Origin of the sequence: Paenibacillus solanacearum (genome assembly GCF_910593845.1) — a bacterium.
GTDB lineage: Bacteria > Bacillota > Bacilli > Paenibacillales > NBRC-103111 > Paenibacillus_G > Paenibacillus_G solanacearum.
Map to the genome: position 1 here is coordinate 119,866 of NZ_CAJVAS010000012.1, position 18,785 is coordinate 138,650.

Sequence of the window (18,785 nt, forward strand, 5' to 3'; positions counted from 1 at the left end):
CCAGCGGCCGGACGATGCGGCGCAGTGGTCTATCCGCGCGTATGTGTCATCCTGCCTTGCCTGTGAACAGGCGGCGTGATTTATTGCGGGAGCGGGGCCGTTCCGGCCGGCCATCTGCTCATAGTCCGGTTGTCCGCCTGAGGCTGTAGAAGCGGAATGCGGAATAGGCTTGCTCAAATCCGCAAAGTAAGATAAGATCAGTGTTGGTTGAAAGGACGGAATACGCGGCGAATGCGGCATCCCGTCATAATTGAATACTGTGGGAACTAGGTGCTTTAGTCATGCTAAAGCTTAAAAGGGAAGTTCGGTGCAATGCCGACGCGGTCCCGCCACTGTAACGGAGGAGTCGCAGCGACGATGCCACTGGTCTTGGAACAAGACCGGGAAGGCCGCTGACGATGACAATTCCGGAGCCAGGAGACCTGCCTGTTCTGACAACACTGCGTTCACCTACGGAAGATAGGGAAGTGTTCGGATCGCCGTCATCGTCTCGATGATTCAAGGCATCTTTACCTTCCTCTTCGTGCGGGTAAAGATGCCTTTTTGTGTTGCGCCGCCACAGCAAGGATAGGAAGCCGTTTGGCAGGGGGGAGAAGAGAGGTACAGCGTGAATGCTTCATGAGGTTCTTGAAGAGCTGCGGTACGCGCAGCTCAAACAAACAGACAAAGAAAGAAGGATTCGTACTATGAATAGCAAGATGAAGCATACCCAATGGAAGCGCGCCGTCATCTTGATCGGATTATGCTTGATGATCGTTCTGGCCGGATGCAGCGCCTCTTCGCCGGGAGCAAGCCAGCCTGCCGCCGCGCCGGGCGGAGCGAAGCCCGAAGAAGTGGTGCTGGCCGCGCCGCGTGATCTGGCCCCGGGCCCGCAGGATGCGTATTACACCAGCTCCATCTTGTATGTATGGGAGCCGCTGGTCGCCGCTTCGGAGGATGGGCAGCCCGCTCCGAAACTCGCCAAGTCATGGAGCATGTCGGACGACGGCAAAGAATGGACGTTCCGGCTGCGCGAGAACGTAACGTTTCATGACGGCGAGAAGCTGAACGCCGACGCGGTTATAGCGAATTTCAACCGCTCCCGGCAGGTCAGCCCGAAGAGCTCTCCGTTTTATACGATGGATATCAAAAGCTCCTACCCCGGTTTAAAGGATGTCGTGAAGATGGATGACCTATCGTTCAAGCTGACATTCGACAACCCGCAGCCGACGCTGCTCTATTCGATGGTCAACTTTTCCAGTGCCATCTACAGCCCCAAGAGTTTTAATGAGAAAGGCGATTTCAAAGGTCTTCCTCAAGGGACAGGCCCGTTCAAGCTGATCGAGCATCAGAAGGACCAATTCGCGCTGCTTGAAGCGTACGACGGCTATTATGGAGATAAAGCAAAAGCGAAACGGATTCGCGTTCGCGTCATTCCGGACCCCGATACGAGGCTGGCCGCGCTGAAATCCGGCGAGATCATGGGCGTAATGGATCTGGGAGCCATTCCTCCCATGCTGGCCAAGGAATTGTTGAAGGATAACCGCTTCGAAATTTCGTCGACCCAATCGACAATCTCGCATTACATTCATCCCAACGGCAAAAAAGCGCCCTTCAACGATCCGAAGATGCGGCAAGCGGTCAGCCTGATGATCGATCGCCAGCAACTGGTAAAGGAGCTTTATCTGGGTTACCCGACAGCCACGGTCAACCTGTTGAACAGCACGTCGCCGTTCTACAAGGAGGTTAAAGCCGAATACAATCCGGCGGCAGCCAAAAAGCTCGCTGCAGAGGCGCTGGGCAGCCAAAGAATGCCGATCGACTTGATCGTGCCGACCTATGGTCTGGACCGCTACCCTTATAAAGCCCAGGCAGAGCTGCTGCAATCGGTGCTGAAGGAGCTGCAGCTTGACGTCAACATCCGGATTTTGGACGGCGCCGCCTTCAAAGAAGCGCAGTCCAAAGGGGAGTATCATCTGGCGCTTGCGACGCAAGGTTTGCCGAACGGCGATCCGTACACGATATTTACGAACTACTTGTCCAGCACCGGCTCCAGCAACAAAAGCTACAGCCTCGGTTTTAAGAACGACCGCGTAGACCATCTGCTCGGCCTCGCGAAGACAACCTTGAACATGGACGAGCGCAGAAGCATCTACAATGAGCTGCAGGCGATATCCGTCCGGGAGCTGCCGACGATTCCGCTGTTTAACGACGCCAGCCTCATTGCCAACAACAAACAAATCAAAGGCTACAAGTCGACGATCTACGGGACGACGCTCCCGCAGCTGGAGTGGGCGAAGTAAGCATGAGGTATCTTCTACGAAGATTGGCGGCGGCGCTGCCCGTGCTCGTCGGCATCTCGTTTATCGCCTTCACGCTCAGCGTCGTCTCGCCCGGAAATCCAGCCGTCGAAGCGTTGAGTCTGAGCGGAATCCGCGAGCCGACCGAGCAGGAAATCGCGGCGAAGCGGCAGGAGTTGGGCCTCGATGACCCTCTGCTCGTCCAGTATGCGAGTTGGCTGTTCAGAGCCGTTCAAGGCGATCTTGGCACATCGTATATGACGAAGGAATCCGTGAGCGAGGAGCTGCTGCGGCGGCTGCCGGTGACGATGAGCGTTTCGGCGGTAGCCGTGCTGCTTGCCGTCGTCACCGGTATCCCGCTTGGGACGCTCATGGCATTCAACAAAGACGGCCTGCTCGATTCGGCGGGCAGAATCGCCGCCTTGGCGTTCATTTCCGTCCCGGGCTTTCTGCTGGCCATTCTTCTGATTGCGTTGTTTTCGGAAAAGCTGCACTGGCTGCCGACCAGCGGATACGGGACATGGAAGCATCTGATCCTGCCGGCGGTCGTTCTGGCGTCGGGCACTAGCGCGGTGCTTATGCGGCTGACAAGAGCGGCCGTGCTTGAGGCGCTTCATCAATCGTATATTTTGACGGCGAGAGCCAAAGGGCTTCGCGAGACGAAAATCGCGGTCATTCACGCCCTGCGCAATGCACTCATTCCACTTGTCACGGTAGTCGGGTCGTATTTCGGGGCAATATTGGGCGGGTCGGTCATTGTGGAGGTCATCTTTGCCGTGCCGGGCATCGGGAGATTCGCCATGGACGGCATTTATCGCCGGGACTACCCTGTCATCCAGGGTTATGTCGTGTTTACGGGGCTCGTGTATATCGCCTTCAATTTGCTGGTCGACCTGTCTTATCTGATCATCCATCCGCAAATGAGACTGGGAGGGAAGCTGCAATGAGGCCGGAGCTTCCTGGTGCTGCGCCATGGAGAAACAGGGCTAGGATGAAGCCCGGAGACATGCTCGCAGGCTTCATTCTCATCGCCGCCCTGCTGTGCAGTGTGCTCGCGCCTTGGCTCGCTCCTTACGATCCGAACGAGATTCATATGGCGGAGCGGCTCGCTCCTCTCTCCGCTGATCACTGGCTCGGCACGGATACGCTGGGCCGTGACGTGTTCAGCCGCATTCTGTACGGAGGACGCGTGTGTCTTGTTCTGGCGCTGGCGGTTACGGCCGCCACCATGCTCATCGGGCTGCTGATCGGAACGGCGGCCGGTTATTGGGGCGGCTGGCTGGACGATGCGGTGCAGTGCCTCGTCAGCATCTTCCAAGGCTTGCCGGGACTTACGCTGATGCTTGCGATTGCAGGGACGCTGGGACCTGGCGTGAAAAGCCTGTTTATTGCCTTGATCATGACTTCCTGGCCCGATTTCTCGCGTGTTGTTCGGGGAGAGACGATGAAGCTGCGTGAAGAGCCGTATGTGGAAGGCATACGCGCGCTCGGAGCGGGTCACGGGTATATCGTGACTCGCCATATTTTGCCGAATATGCTCGGACCGTTCATTGTGCTGTTTACGATTCGCGTGGGCCGGGTGATATTGTCGATCGCCTCATTAAGCTTCCTGGGGCTCGGTCTGCAGCCGCCGACGCCGGATTGGGGCGTGATGGTGAACGATGCCAGGGCATTGTTCCGCAGCTATCCGCATCTCTTGATTGCGCCGGGCTTATGCATCGCGGCCGTATCGCTGTCCATCAACTGGCTCGGCGACCGGCTGCGGGACCGGCTTGATGCGAGAAACGTCAATGAACGGTCATTATTGTAAATAGGAGGGGAGTTGACCAGCTATCGAACCGCTTCTTCGCATGGATCATGTGACGGCTGTTTTTCATACGGGGGATTGTATGGTGCACGCCGTTAACGGGGTGTCGCTGGAGATTCGGCCGGGAGAAATATTCGGAATAATTGGGGAGACCGGCAGCGGCAAGTCGGTGCTCGGCCTCTCCATTCCGGGACTGCTGCCAGGCAACTGCGAGGTGGGCGGCTCCATCGTATTCAAGGGAACGGATCTTCTCCGGGTCGACCGGAAAAGGCTGAGGCATTGGAGAGGCAGCGAGATCGCCTTCATCCCGCAAAATCCGGCGACATCGCTCAATCCCGTATTAACGATCGGGTATCAGGTCGCAGAGGCGATTGCGCGGTTTCGGAAAATGCAGAGGCGGAAGGCGATTGCCGCGCAAGCCGCCGGGCTGCTACGAGACTTGCGCATGCCTGCGCCGGAGCAGAAGCTGAAGAGCTATCCGTTCCAGCTCAGCGGGGGGATGAAGCAGCGGGTGCTGGCCGCCATCGGGCTGGCCGGTCAGCCCTCTCTCCTGATCGCGGACGAGCCGACCAAGGGGCTTGACGCCATCGTGCGCAACCAGGTGGTGGATATGCTGCATCGGATGGCGCAGGCGACCGGCGCGGCCATGCTCGTCATCACCCATGATCTGCATGTGGCCGAAGCGCTATGCGATCGGGTCGGCGTCATGTACGCCGGACAACTGGTCGAGGAAGGACGCGCCGGCGATATATTCCAAGCGCCCAAGCATCCTTATACGAAGGGGCTGCTCCGCTCGATGCCGGGCCGAGGCATGGTGCCGATCCCCGGAACGGGTCCGAGCTTGACGGAACAAGCGGAGGGGTGCGCCTTTTATGCCCGCTGCGGGGAACGCCGGCCGGTGTGCATGTCGCTTCGGCCGGCGCTTTACGCTTCGGCCGGAACGCCGGAGCAGGACGGCGGCGTCGATCCAGCGTGCGCAGCGAGCGGGAGCGATGCGGCTGGATCAGCCAATGCGATCGACCGTACCTGCGCTGCCAACGAATTTAACGCCGCTTATGTTACCAAAGCTGCCGATGCAATGCACGCAGTCAAAGTGAGGTGCTTTCTGTATGATTCAGACAGTCGGTCTGAATAAGTCGTTTCGTTCCGGCTGGACGGGCGGACGCAGGCTGCAAGCGGTTGAGAACGTCTCGCTCCGGATTGCCAAAGGGGGAACGCTCGGCCTGATCGGAGAGAGCGGCTGCGGGAAGTCGACCGTCGGCCGATTGCTGCTGAAGCTGCTGCCGGCCGACGAAGGCACCGTGCTCTTCGACGGAGCGGACATTACCCGTTATACGATGAAGCAGATGAGACCGCTGCGCCAACAGATGCAGCTGCTATTCCAGCATCCCGATTCCGCGCTCAATCCGCGCCGGACCCTACTGGACAGCCTGCTCGAGCCCATGAAGCTGCATCGGCTGCTGGACAAGGAGGCCCGGATCGCCAAGGTGCTGGAACTGCTCGAGCTGGTGGGGCTTCAACGGGACATCGTGTACCGATACCCCCACCAGATCAGCGGAGGGCAAGTTCAGCGGGTCGTTATCGCAAGGGCGCTTACGCTGGGGCCGAAGCTGCTCGTTCTCGACGAGCCGACCTCCATGCTCGACGTTTCCGTTCAGGCGCAAGTCATCGAGCTGCTGCAGCACGTCCAGCGGCAATTTGGCATGACGTACTTGTTTATCTCTCATGATCTGGAGCTGGTGCGGCACATGTGCCCGCAAATAGCCGTGATGCATAAAGGCCGCATCGTAGAGACGGGGAACGCCCAGCAGCTGATGGAGCAGCCGGCGCATGCGTATACGCAGCATTTGGTTCAAGCATTTCACGTCGTCCGGCCCGGCCGGACGAAATAAAGGAAAGAACGGAGATGATCTGATGGATCCGATCTACATAGATGGAAAGGCTATGGCCGCTTCGGAATATTGGACGCTTGCCTGGGAACGGGGAGCGTCCGCCGATGCGCGGATGGGCAGCGACGCGGAGGAGGAACAATATTGGCGGGAGCATGCCTTCTCCTATGACGAGCGGAACCCTCTGGCGCCCTACGCCGGAGCGATTATGGAGGTCGTGTATGCGTTTCTCAAGCCGAGCGACCTGCTGCTTGAAGTCGGACCCGGGACCGGCGGTTTTACCCGGCTGCTGGCGCCGAAAGTGCGGCAGATCACGGTTGTCGAGCCATCGGCCGCCATGTACGCGGAGCTGTGCCGCAACTGGAAGGAGCTAGGCTTCCCGGCTCCGGCTGCGGTGCCGGCCAAATGGGAGGAAGCTCCGGAACTGCGAGCCGACATCCTGTTCAGCGCGAACGCCGTATACCGGATCAAGGATATGAAAGAAAGCCTGCTTCGGATGAACGCCGCCGCAAGCCGGCGGGTATTCCTCGTTCAGTCGATGGAGAAGCCATTTGCCCATCCGCTTCGGGCGGATATCGGCGGAAGTACGGTGGAGCGGGAGCGGGCCGACGCGCTTTCCGGCATTCTTCACGAGCTGGGAATCGCGCATGAATATAGGAAGTTTCCGGTTCGGCGCAAGAGCGGGGCGGTGCATCCCGTGGCCCTGCTGCATTGGGAGCCTGTCCGGTTCGACGGACATTAGAGGAGGACGGGAACCGTGGCAACCTGGGATCTATCCGAAACAAGGCATCATCTATTGATTTGCAACGGAGGAAGCTGCTTGCGCAGTCAGGGGGACGAAGTGACGCTCGCCATCCGCGCGGAGATCGCATCGCAGCAAGCGGAGGATCGGATCCACACGACGCGAACGAAGTGCAACGGCCGCTGCGAGGATGCTTGCGTCGTCACGGTGTACCCGGACGGCATCTGGTATAAGAACATGACGCCGGAAACCGGCAGGCGGCTTGTCCGCGAACATCTGCTGCAAGGCAAGCCGCTGTGCGACCAGATGGCGTATGCTTTTCGCGACGGCCGGTTCACTCCTACCGGAAGCGGCGCACAGGGCGTGCTGCGCAGCGCCGAGCGCGCCCGAGGCTAGCCGGTCCTCGCAAGGGAGTTCAGGCGAGCGTTCGTTTTGCCAACGCGTGCGAACCTCATTCGCACGTTTCGGCACTGCTCGACGGCCTTGCGAACCTTCGCGTCCGAAGCCGGAGGACCGGATTCGGGAGGCCGCGCGGCAGGGACCCGTCGATCCCCGAGCGCCCCGTCGGCACAAGCCCGGACGGGGATTGCGGAGCGTAAAACCGAATCTATTCTATCGCAAATGTTTGTGAACATTACTTCGATATGCCAAACGATCCATTGACAAGCACAATATATTGATATATATTTTAAAATATATTCTACATATTGTATTGCGCGGGTGTTTCTCGTTCTAGCAGGAACGGGAAGCTTAATAGGGAAGTCCGGTGCAAAGCCGGCGCGGTCCCGCCACTGTAAGGGAGTAGCCCACGTCAATTTGCCACTGGTATGCTGCATACCGGGAAGGTGGCGGACGGCATTGATCCCCAAGTCAGGAGACCTGCCCCGCAGTTGGACACGCCTACGGAGATAGGAAAGTGTCGGATTCGTATGGTTCGTGTTCAGCGGGTTCTCGCGGAACTCGTATTTTGGCATGCGCATCCGGCTTATCCGAAGCCGGGTGCGCTTTTCATTTTTTTGTGTGCAGGAAAGGGAGAGGATATTGTGCTGATCGCTTATGATTCCAAAACCGGCAATGTGGAGCGGTTCGTCGCCAAGCTGGACATGCCTTCCGTCAAAATCGAGGAAACGCTTGTCGTCGACGAGCCGTTCGTACTTATTACATATACAACCGGCTTCGGACAGCCTCCGGGCAAGGTGCTATCTTTTCTGAAGCGCAATTACCGGCGTTTGGCGGCCGTATCGGCCAGCGGCAACCGCAACTGGGGCCAAGGGTTTGCGCGGAGTGCCGATCGCATCGCCGAGCTGTACTGCGTGCCTGTGCTGAGCAAATTCGAGCTTTCCGGAACGCGCGAGGACGTGGACCGGTTTAAACGGGAGGTGAGCGGCGTTGCTGCATATTGAATTGAACAATTTGCTGATGCAAAGAGATGCGGACGGATTTTTTCAGCTGGACAAAGATAAAGAAGCGGTGAAGGCGTTCATGGAAGAGGTGTACCGCAAGAGCATCAAGTTCGCGGACACCGACGCGAAAGTCCGCTACATGATCGACAACGATTATTACGAAGACGTCTATGCGCAGTACGCCAAGGCGGAAGTGAGGGAGATTTACGAAATAACGCACGGCTATCGTTTCGAATTTCCTTCGTACATGGCCGCTTCGAAATTTTATACGGATTATGCCGTGAAGAGCAACGACCGCTCGCTGTACCTGGAGCATTATGCGGACCGGGTGGCGATCGTCGCTCTTTCCTTGGCGCGCGGCGACGTGCGGATTGCGCGGTCGCTGGCCGCATCCATGATGGAGCAGCGGCTGCAGCCGGCGACCCCGACGTTCCTGAACGCGGGCAAGAGCCGCCGCGGCGAGATGGTGTCCTGCTTCCTGCTGGAAGCGGACGACTCGCTCAATTCCATCAACTACGTGCTGAACACCTGCATGCAGCTGTCCAAAATCGGCGGCGGCGTAGCCGTCAATTTGTCCAAGCTGCGCGGCCGCGGCGAGCCGATCAAGGGCGTCGAGGGTGCGGCCAAAGGCATTATGCCGGTGCTCAAGCTGATGGAGGACGCCTTCTCCTATGCGGACCAAATGGGTCAGCGCCGGGGCTCCGGAGCGGCTTATTACAATATTTTCGGCTGGGACGTCATGGAACTGCTGGACAGCAAAAAAATTAACGCGGACGAGAAGACGCGCCTCAAGACGCTCTCGGTCGGCCTGATCGTTCCGGACAAGTTCTACAAGCTGGCGGAGGAGAACAAGCCGCTCTACGTGTTCGCTCCGTATTCCGTCCTGCGGGCGTACGGCAAGCATCTGGACGATATGGATCTGGACGACATGTACGACACGCTGCTGGCCGACGAGCGCGTAGGCAAGAAAGCGATCATGAGCGCAAGGGACATGCTGGTCAAAATCGCGATGATCCAGCTGGAATCCGGTTACCCGTACATCATGAACAAAAGCAACGCCAACCGCGCCAATCCGCTCAAGCAGATCGGCCCGATCAAAATGTCCAATCTGTGCACGGAAATATTCCAGCTGCAGGAGACGTCGGAAATATCCGATTACGGCCAGCCGGACGTCATTCGCCGCGACATCAGCTGCAACCTCGCATCCTTGAACATCGCCAACGTGATGGAGCAGAAGAAGGTTCGCGAATCGGTGCATGAAGGGATGATCGCGCTAACGGCGGTCAGCGACATGACCCATGTCGCCAATGCTCCGGGCGTGGCCAAGGCGAATCGCGAGCTGCATTCGGTTGGATTGGGCGCGATGAACCTGCACGGCTATTTGACCAAAAATAAAATTGCGTACGAGAGCGAGGAAGCCCGCGACTTCGCCCGCACGTTCTTTATGATGATGAATTATTACTCGCTGGAGAAGAGTATGGAGATCGCCAAGCAGACGGGCGTTACATTTGCCGGCTTCGAGCTGTCGGATTATGCGCAGGGCACCTATTTTGACCGTTACACGGAAACGGATTTCCGTCCGGTGACAAGCAAGGTGAAGCAGCTGTTCGAAGGTATCCCGATGCCGTCGCCGAGCGACTGGGCGCAGCTGAAGGCAGCCGTCAAGCAGCATGGATTATACCATGCCTACCGGCTCGCCGTGGCGCCGACGCAGAGCATATCGTATATTCAGAATGCGACCTCCAGCGTCATGCCGGTGGTGGAGCAGGTCGAAACGCGCACGTACGCCAACTCGACCACGTATTACCCGATGCCTTATTTGAGCCGGGATAATTATTTCTATTATAAATCGGCGTACCAGATGGATCAGTTCAAAGTGATGGACCTGATCGCCGAAATTCAGCAGCATGTGGATCAGGGAATCTCGACCGTCCTTCATGTCAACAGCGACGTTACGACGAGACAGCTGGCCCGGTACTACATTTACGCAGCGAAAAAAGGATTGAAATCTCTCTACTATACGCGTACGAACCGACTGTCCGTGGAAGAATGCATCAGTTGTTCCGTATAAAAGCTAGAGGCATGAGGAGGAACGGAAATGAGCGTTTGGAAAGCGGTCAACTGGAACCGCCCGGACGATGAATTTACAGATATGTTCTGGAAGCAGAACATCATGCAGTTTTGGACGGAAGAGGAAATTCCGCTGTCCGACGACAAAATGTCATGGCTCACGCTTAGCGAAGCGGAGCAGGCGCTTTACATGAAGGTGCTCGGCGGGTTGACGCTGCTCGATACGGTGCAGGGCGGCGTCGGCATGCCGAAAATCATGGACTGCGTAGACGGGCTGCAGCGCAAGGCTGTGCTCGGCTTCATGGGGATGATGGAGCAAATTCATGCTAAGTCGTACAGCAGCATCTTTACGACGCTGGCATCCAATGAGGAGATCGACCGCATCTTTGCCTGGGTCGAGAACAATCCGTACCTCCAGACCAAGGCTGAGACGATCTCGCAGTATTACAATGGCATTAGCACGCGCAAAGATTTGTACTTGGCAATGGCGGCTTCCGTATTGCTGGAAAGCTACTTGTTCTACAGCGGATTTTTCTACCCGCTTTACTTGGCCGGACAAGGCAAAATGACAAGCAGCGGTGAAATCATCAACCTGATTCTGCGGGATGAGAGCATTCACGGCTTGTATGTCGGCATGCTGGCTCAAGAGGTGCTTGCCGAGCTGGAGCCTGACGAGCAGCAGGCGGCCGTCGAGACGCTGAACGGTCTGCTTCGCTACCTGCATGCCAATGAAGAGCGTTATACGGAGGAGCTGTACACGGCTGTCGGGCTGGCGGACGAGGTCAAAGCGTTCCTGCGCTATAATGCGAATAAAGCGATGATGAATTTGGGGCTCGAGCCCGCGTTTGCGCACGAGGAGATTAACCCGATCGTCCAGAACGGGATCAGCACACATACGAAGCAGCATGATTTCTTTTCGAAAAAAGGCAACGGATATATCCGTACGGTCAACGTCGAGCCGTTGACGGATGATGATTTTCGCTTCGACTTGTAAGAACATAAGGAAACCCGGGACGGCGATCCCGGGCTTTTTTTTTTGCGTGCCGACGCGTGCGGCAATCAGCCGGATCATAGGTCCTTCAGCCGCTGCTCGGCAACGCGGATGAACGCTTGCGCCGCATGAGCAAGATATTTGTCGGCCCGGTAAATGATGCTCATCTCCCGAACGGGCGGATGATCATGGATCGGGATGAAGCGCAGCTTCGGATCGCCGATCGATTGGACGAGCGAGCGGGTCTGCACGCTAACCCCCATATTTGCCTTCACGAATTGAAAGAGCGACGGATTGGAGGTCGTCTCCACGACCGTATTCAGCGCAAAGCCCTGCTCCAGGCAGCTGTTCTCCACCAGTTCCCGGCCCCAGAAGCCTCTCGGGTACATGATGGCGGGTACGCCATTCAGCTCGATCAATGACACGGAGCTTCGCTCGGCCAGCTCGTGCTCTTCCGACACAACTACGCCGTATACTTCCTTGGTTAACGGCCGGACGACGAGCCGGGGATCGTGCAAAGGCCGCAGCGCGATGCCGATGTCAATTTCGGTGCTCAGCACCAGCTCGGCTACATCGACGATGGATACGATTCTGAGCCGGACGTTCGGAAATTGCTGGCGGAAGTCGATGAACATGGGGGTCAAGCGGAAATCCAGCTCTGACGGCAGCACGCCGACGCCAAGCGTCCCTCCCTGATGATGGCGCAGCTCGCCAATCTCTTGAAGCGCGTTGTGCATATTGAGCAGCATGCCCCGGGCATGCTTGAGCAGGATGGCGCCCGCCTCCGTCAACGCGATCCGCTTGCCGATCCGGTCGAATAAAGGCAGCCCGATTTCTTCCTCCAGCGCCTTGATCTGCAGGCTGACATTCGGCTGGGAAATGCCGATTTTATCAGCCGCCTTCGTAAAATGCAGCTCCTCGCACACCGCGATAAAATATTCCAACTGCCTAAGCTCCATGTCGTTTCTCTCCGTTCTATCGATTGGCGGACTTGCCGGCGCGGTCTACATGAATGCCCGGCATGTCGTATAATCATTTATATTATAAATGATTATGATAGTTTTCATATTATTGATCAATCATGAATCTCCAAGTAACATGTGGCGTATACCTGCTTGACGAGGAGAGATGATCATGAAGAGCCCTTCCTTCCGCATCATGGCTGTAGCCTTGATTCTTGTGTCTTTCAATTTACGCCCCGCGATCAATTCCGTAGCGCCCGTGCTGGAGGTGATCCGCGGCGGGCTCGGTATGAGCGCTTTGGCCGCCAGCCTGCTAACGTCCATTCCGGTTCTATGCATGGGGCTTATTCCGCCTCTTGCCGTGAAGCTCGGCCAGCGCAAAGGGATCGAGCGCGTAATCGGCTGGTCGCTTGCGGTCATCGCCGCGGGGAATGCGCTCCGGCTGCCGGCCGGCTCGTCCGCGTTCCTGCTCGCCACGGCCGCGGTGGCCGGGATCGGCATCGCGGCGATCGGACCGCTGCTGTCCGGATTTATCAAGCAGCATTTCGCGGACAAGATGCCTGCGATGATCTCGCTCTATACGGTTGCGCTTGCCGCCGGGGCAACGGCCGCATCGGCGCTGTCCGTTCCGCTGGAGGCCCGGATGCATTCCTGGCAAAGCTCGCTTGCCATATGGGCGGTTCCGGCGCTGATCGCTTGGCCGGTATGGCGGCTGAACGTGCTGCGGCGAATCCCGCGTACGTCCGGGATCACGGCTGCTGCGCGTCCTGCCGGGCTTCCATGGCACAGCGGGCAAGCGTGGCTGTTGACGCTGTCCTTCGGGCTGCTTGGGCTGCTGTTCTACTCGATTACGGCCTGGCTGCCGCCGGTGATCGAACACTCGGGGTACGGCAGGGCGTACGCAGGGAACATGCTGATGCTGTTCTCGCTAATCCAAATGCCGGTCGGTCTGGCGTTTCCGCTGCTGCTCAGACGCATGGCTTCGCGCCGGTTCTGGCTGCTGCTCGGCTCGTTCTCCATGCTCCTGGGCTTCGCCGGGATCATGCTCGCAATGCCGCCATGGCTGGCGGTCGTCCTGCTCGGCATCGGGCCGGGCGTGCTGTTCCCGGTCAACCTGCTGCTGCCGATCGAATCGGCTGCCGACGCCCGGGAGGCCGTCGCCTGGTCGGCGATGACGCAGTCGGTCGGCTACGTCATCGGCGCGGCGGGGCCATTGCTGCTCGGTGCTATCCATGATGCCACAGGCGGCTACACTTCGCTGATTGCTGTGCTGATGGCGGCCGCTGTGTTGATGGTCTTCGTTCAGTTTCGCATCGCAAAGGCCGAAACCGCCAGGGGCGTCGCAGCGATTGAAAAGCAGCGAGGCGGCGCAGCTTGAGCGGCATGTCTCCGAGAACGGGTGCGACCAAGTGTGCGAAGCCGTCGTGCGTCAACGCGGCGCGGTCATTCGCCTGCCATAACGACAGAAAGCCCGCCTCCGATCATTCGGGGCGGGCCGAGGCATTTACTTCGCAATTAGCTTTTTCTTTTCGATGATCAGGTAGGCGACGAACAGCAGCAGGATGATTGCGGTTAAAATAATGGAAACATCGTTGCTCATGCCCACTTCGGTGATTTTGGTATAGGCCGATACGCCGGCGAGCATCAATACGTTCTCGACCAGATTTTGAATGGCGATCGTCTTGCCGGGGCTGACGATTTTATTTTCCTGCAGCGCCGAGTTGAGCGGGATCAAGTAAATGCCGCCGCAAGCCCCGACGATCAGCAGAAGCGCGACCGCCAGCGGCAGGTTGTAGACGAGAGGCAGCAGCAGCATGATCGCGACCATCAGCAGGCCGAAGCGGTAAGACGTAAAATATTGGCTCGCCGGAACGATCTTCGGGGTGAGGAACGAGCCGATCACGATGCCTACGGCCGTGAGGGCTACGATAAGCGAAATCCTATCCATCGACTCGATGCCGAGATGAACCGGAACCCAAGCGATGACCGCAAGCCGAACGACGGAGGAAGCCATCCAGAACGATCCGGTGCCGACGAGCGTAAACCGCGTTTTGGCATTGCGGAATAAGGCGGCCGTATCTTTGAAGAACAGCAGCGCATCTTTGCCGTACTTCAGGTCCGGATTGCCCTGTGTCTTGGGGATGAACCACGTCATCGCAAAGGACGCGAGATACAGCGCAAGACAGGCGACCACCGCTCCGGTGACCGAGAGCGTGGAGAGCACGCCGCCGCCTACGGAGCCTGCCAGGATGGCGAGAATCGTATAGCCTTCGATGCGGCTGTTCGCCTTCAGCAGCTCCTGCTCGTCGCGGGTCAGGAACTTCAGAATCGAATACTTGGCAGGGCTGTATACGGCGGCGCCGATGCCGGCCATGGCGTAGCTTGCCGCCGGGTGAAGACCGCACAGCAAGCCGATCACGCCTGCGGCCTTCAGCAGGTTGCCTGCCATGAGTACCGTCGGTTTGGAATGTTTATCCGCGAACGTGCCGACGAACGGAGCGAGAATGACGTAAGCCAGAAGAAAGCTGGTTTGCACAATGCCGATGTAATAATCCGGATACGACTGCGCTTTGAGCAAAGCCAGAATGCCGAAGAGCAGCGCGTTATCCGCAAAGGCGCTTAAAAATTGCGTGAAATAGAGCCAAGGCAGCGGTTTTCCTTTGGATTGCGCGATCGTGATCGTTGTTGCGCTATTCATATCGCATTCGTCCCTTCATCGTCTTGTAAAGCGAGCTGTTTCAGCGCCACGTAATCCGTCTTTCCGCTGCCGAGGAGCGGCAGTTTATCGATGTAGCGCAGCTGCGACGGCATAAATAGCGGGGAATGGCCGCTCGCTTTGAACCGTTCCTTGAGCGCGCTGAATTTGGCATCGGGATCGGTATGGTACATGATCACCCGCTCGCCTTTACGCGCATCAGGGATGCTTACCGCCGCGCATACGGCCCCTTCCATCATGCCCGTCATGATTTCCTCGACGAGGTTCAGCGGTACCATCTCGCCGCCGATTTTCGCAATGCGCTTGATACGGTCTTTCAAATAAAGGTACGGCGTTTGAAGCGTTGCTCCGGCGAAATCCGCGACGGCGAGATCCCCTGTTTCATGTTCTCCGCTGCAAGGGACGAAGCCTTTGCCGTGAATCAGATAGCCTTTCATGACTTGCGGTCCGGAGACGATCAAATTTCCTCCGTTGTCGATGCCGGGCACCGGCTGCAGCCGGTATTCCGTAGCGGGCAGCAAGCGTCCGACGGAGCCTTTGCGATAGTCCGTTTTCGTGTTGAGGCTGATGATCGGCGACGTCTCCGTCGTTCCGTATCCTTCCATCACCGTAATATGGAACTTATCCTGCCACGTTTGCCGAATCTCATCCTTCAGCTTCTCCGCGCCGGCAATGACGTATTTGAGCGAGTGCGAGAAATCGGTCGGATGCGCAGTTCTCGCATACGCGGCCAGAAACGTGGGCGTACCGATCAAGATCGTAATGTTCTTGTCGTAGACGAGCTCGGGAATCACTTTATAATGAAGCGGGCTCGGGTACATGTAGACTTTCAGGCCGGTCACGATCGGCAAAAACATATGCGTGCAAAGCCCCAGGCTGTGGAACAAAGGCAGTGCGCCAAGGATGCGGTCCGTCGAATTGAACGGAATGACGGCTCTCGCCTGCTGAATGTTGGCGTAAAGACTGCCGTGCGTCAAGCAGACGCCCTTCGGCTTGCTCTCGCTGCCGCTCGTGAAAAGTACAATTTCAGGGTCTCCTTCCGGCACGCTGCGCTTCAGCAAATAGTCGAGAAATCCGCTTGCCTTGTTCGTCCACCGGAGCGTGCCGCGCACTTCTTCCATATAGACGATCCGGTAGTTCAGGGACAGGGCGGCGATCACATCGTGTAGCCCCGCTTTGTTCACAAACGCCTCCGAGGTCAAGATGTACTCCAAATCGCCGGTTTCGCATGCATCCAGTATCGCTTGCCGGCCTGCGGAATAGTTGATCATGGCCGGTGTCTTCCCGATGCGGAATAAGGCGAACAGGACGACCATATGAGCGGCGGAATTCGGAAGCAGCACGCCGACCCGCTTGTCGGAAGCGAGCACCTGCTTCAAGCGGCTTCCAAGCACGTAAGCGGTTTTCAGCAGCCGGCTGTAAGAAAGGGCCGCGGCCGGTTTGCCCGCATCCAAGGGAACGGCGTCTTCGCAGACGATGAACGACGGTCCGTGAACTTGCGCCATATCGATCAATTCATTGAAAAAGTTAACGTTCGGCTTGAGCCGGCTGCGTACCAAATGATCGATCATGCGGGAACGGATATATTCCGTGGCCCTTTCTTTTTTCACCCGCATCAGATCCGAAGACGGGTCCGCGACTGTAAAAGGCTTGCCTACGGAAATCGTCACGCGCGGTCTCCAGCTTTGGCGCAGCTTCCCTTTCAAATAAGAAAGCTTGGAATATTCCAATCCGTTGATGGCGACCGGATATACCTGTGCTCCGGTGCTGAGCGCAAGATAACCGATCCCGCCGTACACCTTCATCATCGCGCCGCCCGACGCCACATTGATGCGTCCTTCCGGGAAGATGCACAGCGGCTGGCCTGTGTTGATGCCGCGCAGCATTTTGCGTACGGAATACGGATTCATCGGATCGACCGCCACCGTTTGACGAAACATCATAATCCACGAAAATTTGCGGGAGATGCCGGTATTGACGGCGAATGCGACATGTTTAGGTAAAAAAAGCGCAAGGATGATCGGGTCCAGTAACGAAACATGGTTCGGTACGATAATCGTCTTTCCCGTAACCTCTAGATTTTCGATGCCGGTCACCTTCAGACGAAACATCCATTTGACGATGCGTTTGACGAGCGGGAGCAACGCGGAGAGGATGACGAAAAATATATGTTTGGATACGTTCTTCACGATTGAGTTCATAGCGGCTCAAACCTCCAATGTGATGGGCTGCCTTTGTTACTTGGTGCTAAACTTATCTTAATCAACATTCATTCGTTCCAACAGTACTAACTTCGATTAGTACCCGGCGATGGAGACGATAGCCATGAACCGTAACGGTTATCGCAGTGCCCGGCAAGAGGGCGCCTTCACATTCGTGCATTACCCGATAGTTATTGTTATGAAAAAGCGAATTCAAGAATATTGTGGAAATGTTAGCTATACCCTGTTGTGAGAGGTAACCCAATGATCAACGTAACGGAGTCGTATGTGGACAGCCTGGCGCTGAATAGCGGCGCGATCAAGAACGGCAAGGATTTGGCCCGAAAAAACAAGTTCCTGCTGCTGCAGCAATCGGAGGACGGGACGCTTCTGTTCGGCGAATGCCAAGGCAGCGGCAAGGAGCCTTACCGGTGCTCCGTCGACTTTGGAACAGAGGGCCAGCCGGTGTTTCGCTGCTCCTGCCCAAGCCGGCAGTTCCCGTGCAAGCATAATCTTGGCTTAATGTATGCGTATGCGGCCGGGCAGCCGTTCACCACCGCTCCGGTTCCGCAGGACATCGCGGAGAAGCGGCAGAAGGCAGAGAAGCGCGAAGAGAAGAAGAAAGAAGCGGCGGAAGAGGGCGCGCCGGCCGGCAAACGGAAAACGAACAAGGCGGCGCTTGCCAAAAAAATCGCCTCGCAGCTCGAGGGCATTGGCCTTGCCGAGAAGCTTGTCCTGCAGCTGGTCCAGTCCGGGCTCGGCAGTGTGGACAAGAGCATGCTGCAAACGCTCGAGGAGCAAACCAAGCAGCTTGGAAACCATTACATTCCCGGCGTACAAACGGCGCTTCGCGGCATCGTATTGCCGTTCCGGACCTGCGAGGACCGGGAGCAGGCGTATTCCGCCGTCATCGATCAGCTGGCGGTACTGCAAACGCTGCTCAGGCGCAGCAAATCGTATTTGCAAGGCAGATTGGATACGCCGGACGCGCCTGCTGATGCGGGATCTTCCTTGGAAGAGTGGATCGGCCACGCGTGGCAGCTGGCCGAGCTGAGAGAGGGCGGTCATGTTCGCAGCGATGTAGAGCTGCTGCAGCTTGCCTTCCGCTCGTATACGGATGAGGCGCGGGGCGAATTCGTGGATGAAGGCTGCTGGGCCGACCTGCAAACCGGCGACATCCGTTTGACCCGCACATACCGGCCGTTTCGGGCGGCGAAATACATCCGCGAGGATGACTCGATGTTTGACGTCGTCAAGGCCAAGGAGCTCGCCATGTATCCCGGGGACGGGAACGTGCGGGTGCGCTGGGAGGAAGTGGTGCACCGGCAGGCGTCTGCGGAAGATTACCGGCACGTCTGCTCGTTTGCCAAGCCGTCTTTTCCCGAAGTCATCAAGGCGGTCAAAAATCAGATCAAACATCCGCTGGCGGAGAAGCATCCGGTCGTGCTCCTTCAATATAAGGAGATTGCACAGGCGGGCGCATCGTATGTGCTGCTCGACGAAGACGACCGGCCAATCCCACTAACGGACATCGCTTATTTGGGCGAGCCGACGACTCCACTGCTGCCGCTGCTGCACAAGACGCTGCTGAAGCGGCAGGCCATGCTGGTCATGTTTGAGCATCGCATGCAGGAGGGGCTGCTAACGGCCCAGCCGCTGAGCATCGTGACGCCGGAAGCGGTCGTTCGTCTGCTTTATTGAAGATATACAATCCAGGAGAATAAT

The 18,785-nt window shown here is 57.5% G+C and carries 15 protein-coding genes and 2 riboswitches; of the genes, 12 read left to right on the forward strand and 3 right to left on the reverse strand.

The window, feature by feature from the left end:
* Positions 1-250: 250 nt before the first annotated feature.
* Positions 251-444, forward strand: a riboswitch (cobalamin riboswitch).
* A 242-nt stretch (positions 445-686) separates the two neighbouring features.
* From KXG62_RS15410 to nrdF, 10 genes are all read left to right on the forward strand, one after another.
* Complete coding sequence (locus KXG62_RS15410; RefSeq protein WP_246627470.1) at positions 687-2,282, forward strand: ABC transporter substrate-binding protein; 1,596 nt, start codon at positions 687-689, stop codon at positions 2,280-2,282.
* Positions 2,283-2,284: 2 nt separating this feature from the next.
* Positions 2,285-3,226, forward strand: a complete 942-nt coding sequence (gene nikB, locus KXG62_RS15415) for a nickel ABC transporter permease (protein ID WP_246627471.1) — start codon at positions 2,285-2,287, stop codon at positions 3,224-3,226.
* Positions 3,227-3,270: 44 nt separating this feature from the next.
* Positions 3,271-4,089, forward strand: a complete 819-nt coding sequence (locus KXG62_RS15420; RefSeq protein WP_218092876.1) for an ABC transporter permease — start codon at positions 3,271-3,273, stop codon at positions 4,087-4,089.
* 79 nt (positions 4,090-4,168) lie between these two features.
* Positions 4,169-5,221, forward strand: coding sequence for an ABC transporter ATP-binding protein (locus KXG62_RS15425; RefSeq protein ID WP_218092877.1), 1,053 nt, complete (start codon positions 4,169-4,171; stop codon positions 5,219-5,221).
* A complete protein-coding gene (locus tag KXG62_RS15430) occupies positions 5,196-5,978 on the forward strand; it encodes an ATP-binding cassette domain-containing protein (protein WP_218092878.1) in 783 nt (260 codons plus the stop codon). The genes KXG62_RS15425 and KXG62_RS15430 overlap by 26 nt, the downstream gene beginning before the upstream one ends.
* Entirely contained in the window at positions 5,917-6,717 is an 801-nt protein-coding gene (locus KXG62_RS15435; protein WP_218092879.1) for a class I SAM-dependent methyltransferase, read from the forward strand. Before KXG62_RS15430 ends, KXG62_RS15435 begins: the two co-directional genes overlap by 62 nt.
* Before the next feature lie 15 nt (positions 6,718-6,732).
* The gene (locus KXG62_RS15440) at positions 6,733-7,113 is read left to right on the forward strand and encodes a (2Fe-2S) ferredoxin domain-containing protein (protein WP_218092880.1); all 381 of its coding nucleotides are present in this window, start codon (positions 6,733-6,735) and stop codon (positions 7,111-7,113) included.
* 305 nt (positions 7,114-7,418) lie between these two features.
* Positions 7,419-7,617, forward strand: a riboswitch (cobalamin riboswitch).
* A gap of 143 nt (positions 7,618-7,760) precedes the next feature.
* On the forward strand, positions 7,761-8,120 hold the full coding sequence (gene nrdI / locus KXG62_RS15445) for a class Ib ribonucleoside-diphosphate reductase assembly flavoprotein NrdI (RefSeq protein ID WP_218092881.1): 360 nt from the start codon (positions 7,761-7,763) through the stop codon (positions 8,118-8,120).
* The gene (nrdE, locus tag KXG62_RS15450; protein WP_218092882.1) at positions 8,107-10,191 is read left to right on the forward strand and encodes a class 1b ribonucleoside-diphosphate reductase subunit alpha; all 2,085 of its coding nucleotides are present in this window, start codon (positions 8,107-8,109) and stop codon (positions 10,189-10,191) included. Before nrdI ends, nrdE begins: the two co-directional genes overlap by 14 nt.
* A gap of 27 nt (positions 10,192-10,218) precedes the next feature.
* Complete coding sequence (gene nrdF, locus KXG62_RS15455; RefSeq protein ID WP_218092883.1) at positions 10,219-11,184, forward strand: class 1b ribonucleoside-diphosphate reductase subunit beta; 966 nt, start codon at positions 10,219-10,221, stop codon at positions 11,182-11,184.
* A gap of 74 nt (positions 11,185-11,258) precedes the next feature.
* Here the strand turns inward: nrdF and KXG62_RS15460 are convergent, their stop codons facing one another.
* Entirely contained in the window at positions 11,259-12,140 is an 882-nt protein-coding gene (locus KXG62_RS15460) for a LysR family transcriptional regulator (RefSeq protein ID WP_218092884.1), read from the reverse strand.
* Between the two features lie 175 nt (positions 12,141-12,315).
* Here KXG62_RS15460 and KXG62_RS15465 point away from each other — a divergent pair, with 175 nt between their 5' ends.
* On the forward strand, positions 12,316-13,521 hold the full coding sequence (locus KXG62_RS15465; RefSeq protein WP_218092885.1) for an MFS transporter: 1,206 nt from the start codon (positions 12,316-12,318) through the stop codon (positions 13,519-13,521).
* Between the two features lie 126 nt (positions 13,522-13,647).
* Here the strand turns inward: KXG62_RS15465 and lplT are convergent, their stop codons facing one another.
* Both lplT and KXG62_RS15475 read right to left on the reverse strand, forming a co-directional pair.
* Positions 13,648-14,841, reverse strand: a complete 1,194-nt coding sequence (gene lplT / locus KXG62_RS15470; RefSeq protein ID WP_218092886.1) for a lysophospholipid transporter LplT — start codon at positions 14,839-14,841, stop codon at positions 13,648-13,650.
* Positions 14,838-17,060 carry an AMP-binding protein gene (locus KXG62_RS15475; protein WP_218092887.1) on the reverse strand — a complete coding sequence of 741 codons (2,223 nt, stop codon included), beginning with the start codon at positions 17,058-17,060 and terminating at the stop codon, positions 14,838-14,840. The genes lplT and KXG62_RS15475 overlap by 4 nt, the downstream gene beginning before the upstream one ends.
* 264 nt (positions 17,061-17,324) lie before the next feature.
* Between KXG62_RS15475 and KXG62_RS15480 the strand changes: the two genes are divergently transcribed.
* Positions 17,325-18,761: an SWIM zinc finger family protein gene (locus KXG62_RS15480; RefSeq protein ID WP_218092888.1), complete on the forward strand. Its 1,437-nt coding sequence runs from the start codon at positions 17,325-17,327 to the stop codon at positions 18,759-18,761.
* Positions 18,762-18,785: the final 24 nt, after the last annotated feature.

What these genes read in the sequence shown, in the direction of transcription:
- lplT (WP_218092886.1), bottom strand. Translation starts at nt 14,841, where the DNA reads ATGAATAGCGCAACAACGATCACGATCGCGCAATCCAAAGGAAAACCG.
- nikB (WP_246627471.1), top strand. Translation starts at nt 2,285, where the DNA reads ATGAGGTATCTTCTACGAAGATTGGCGGCGGCGCTGCCCGTGCTCGTC.
- KXG62_RS15410 (WP_246627470.1), top strand. Translation starts at nt 687, where the DNA reads ATGAATAGCAAGATGAAGCATACCCAATGGAAGCGCGCCGTCATCTTG.
- KXG62_RS15425 (WP_218092877.1), top strand. Translation starts at nt 4,169, where the DNA reads ATGGTGCACGCCGTTAACGGGGTGTCGCTGGAGATTCGGCCGGGAGAA.
- KXG62_RS15480 (WP_218092888.1), top strand. Translation starts at nt 17,325, where the DNA reads ATGATCAACGTAACGGAGTCGTATGTGGACAGCCTGGCGCTGAATAGC.
- nrdF (WP_218092883.1), top strand. Translation starts at nt 10,219, where the DNA reads ATGAGCGTTTGGAAAGCGGTCAACTGGAACCGCCCGGACGATGAATTT.
- KXG62_RS15420 (WP_218092876.1), top strand. Translation starts at nt 3,271, where the DNA reads ATGAAGCCCGGAGACATGCTCGCAGGCTTCATTCTCATCGCCGCCCTG.
- KXG62_RS15465 (WP_218092885.1), top strand. Translation starts at nt 12,316, where the DNA reads ATGAAGAGCCCTTCCTTCCGCATCATGGCTGTAGCCTTGATTCTTGTG.
- KXG62_RS15460 (WP_218092884.1), bottom strand. Translation starts at nt 12,140, where the DNA reads ATGGAGCTTAGGCAGTTGGAATATTTTATCGCGGTGTGCGAGGAGCTG.
- KXG62_RS15435 (WP_218092879.1), top strand. Translation starts at nt 5,917, where the DNA reads ATGCGTATACGCAGCATTTGGTTCAAGCATTTCACGTCGTCCGGCCCG.
- KXG62_RS15430 (WP_218092878.1), top strand. Translation starts at nt 5,196, where the DNA reads ATGATTCAGACAGTCGGTCTGAATAAGTCGTTTCGTTCCGGCTGGACG.
- KXG62_RS15475 (WP_218092887.1), bottom strand. Translation starts at nt 17,060, where the DNA reads ATGAACTCAATCGTGAAGAACGTATCCAAACATATATTTTTCGTCATC.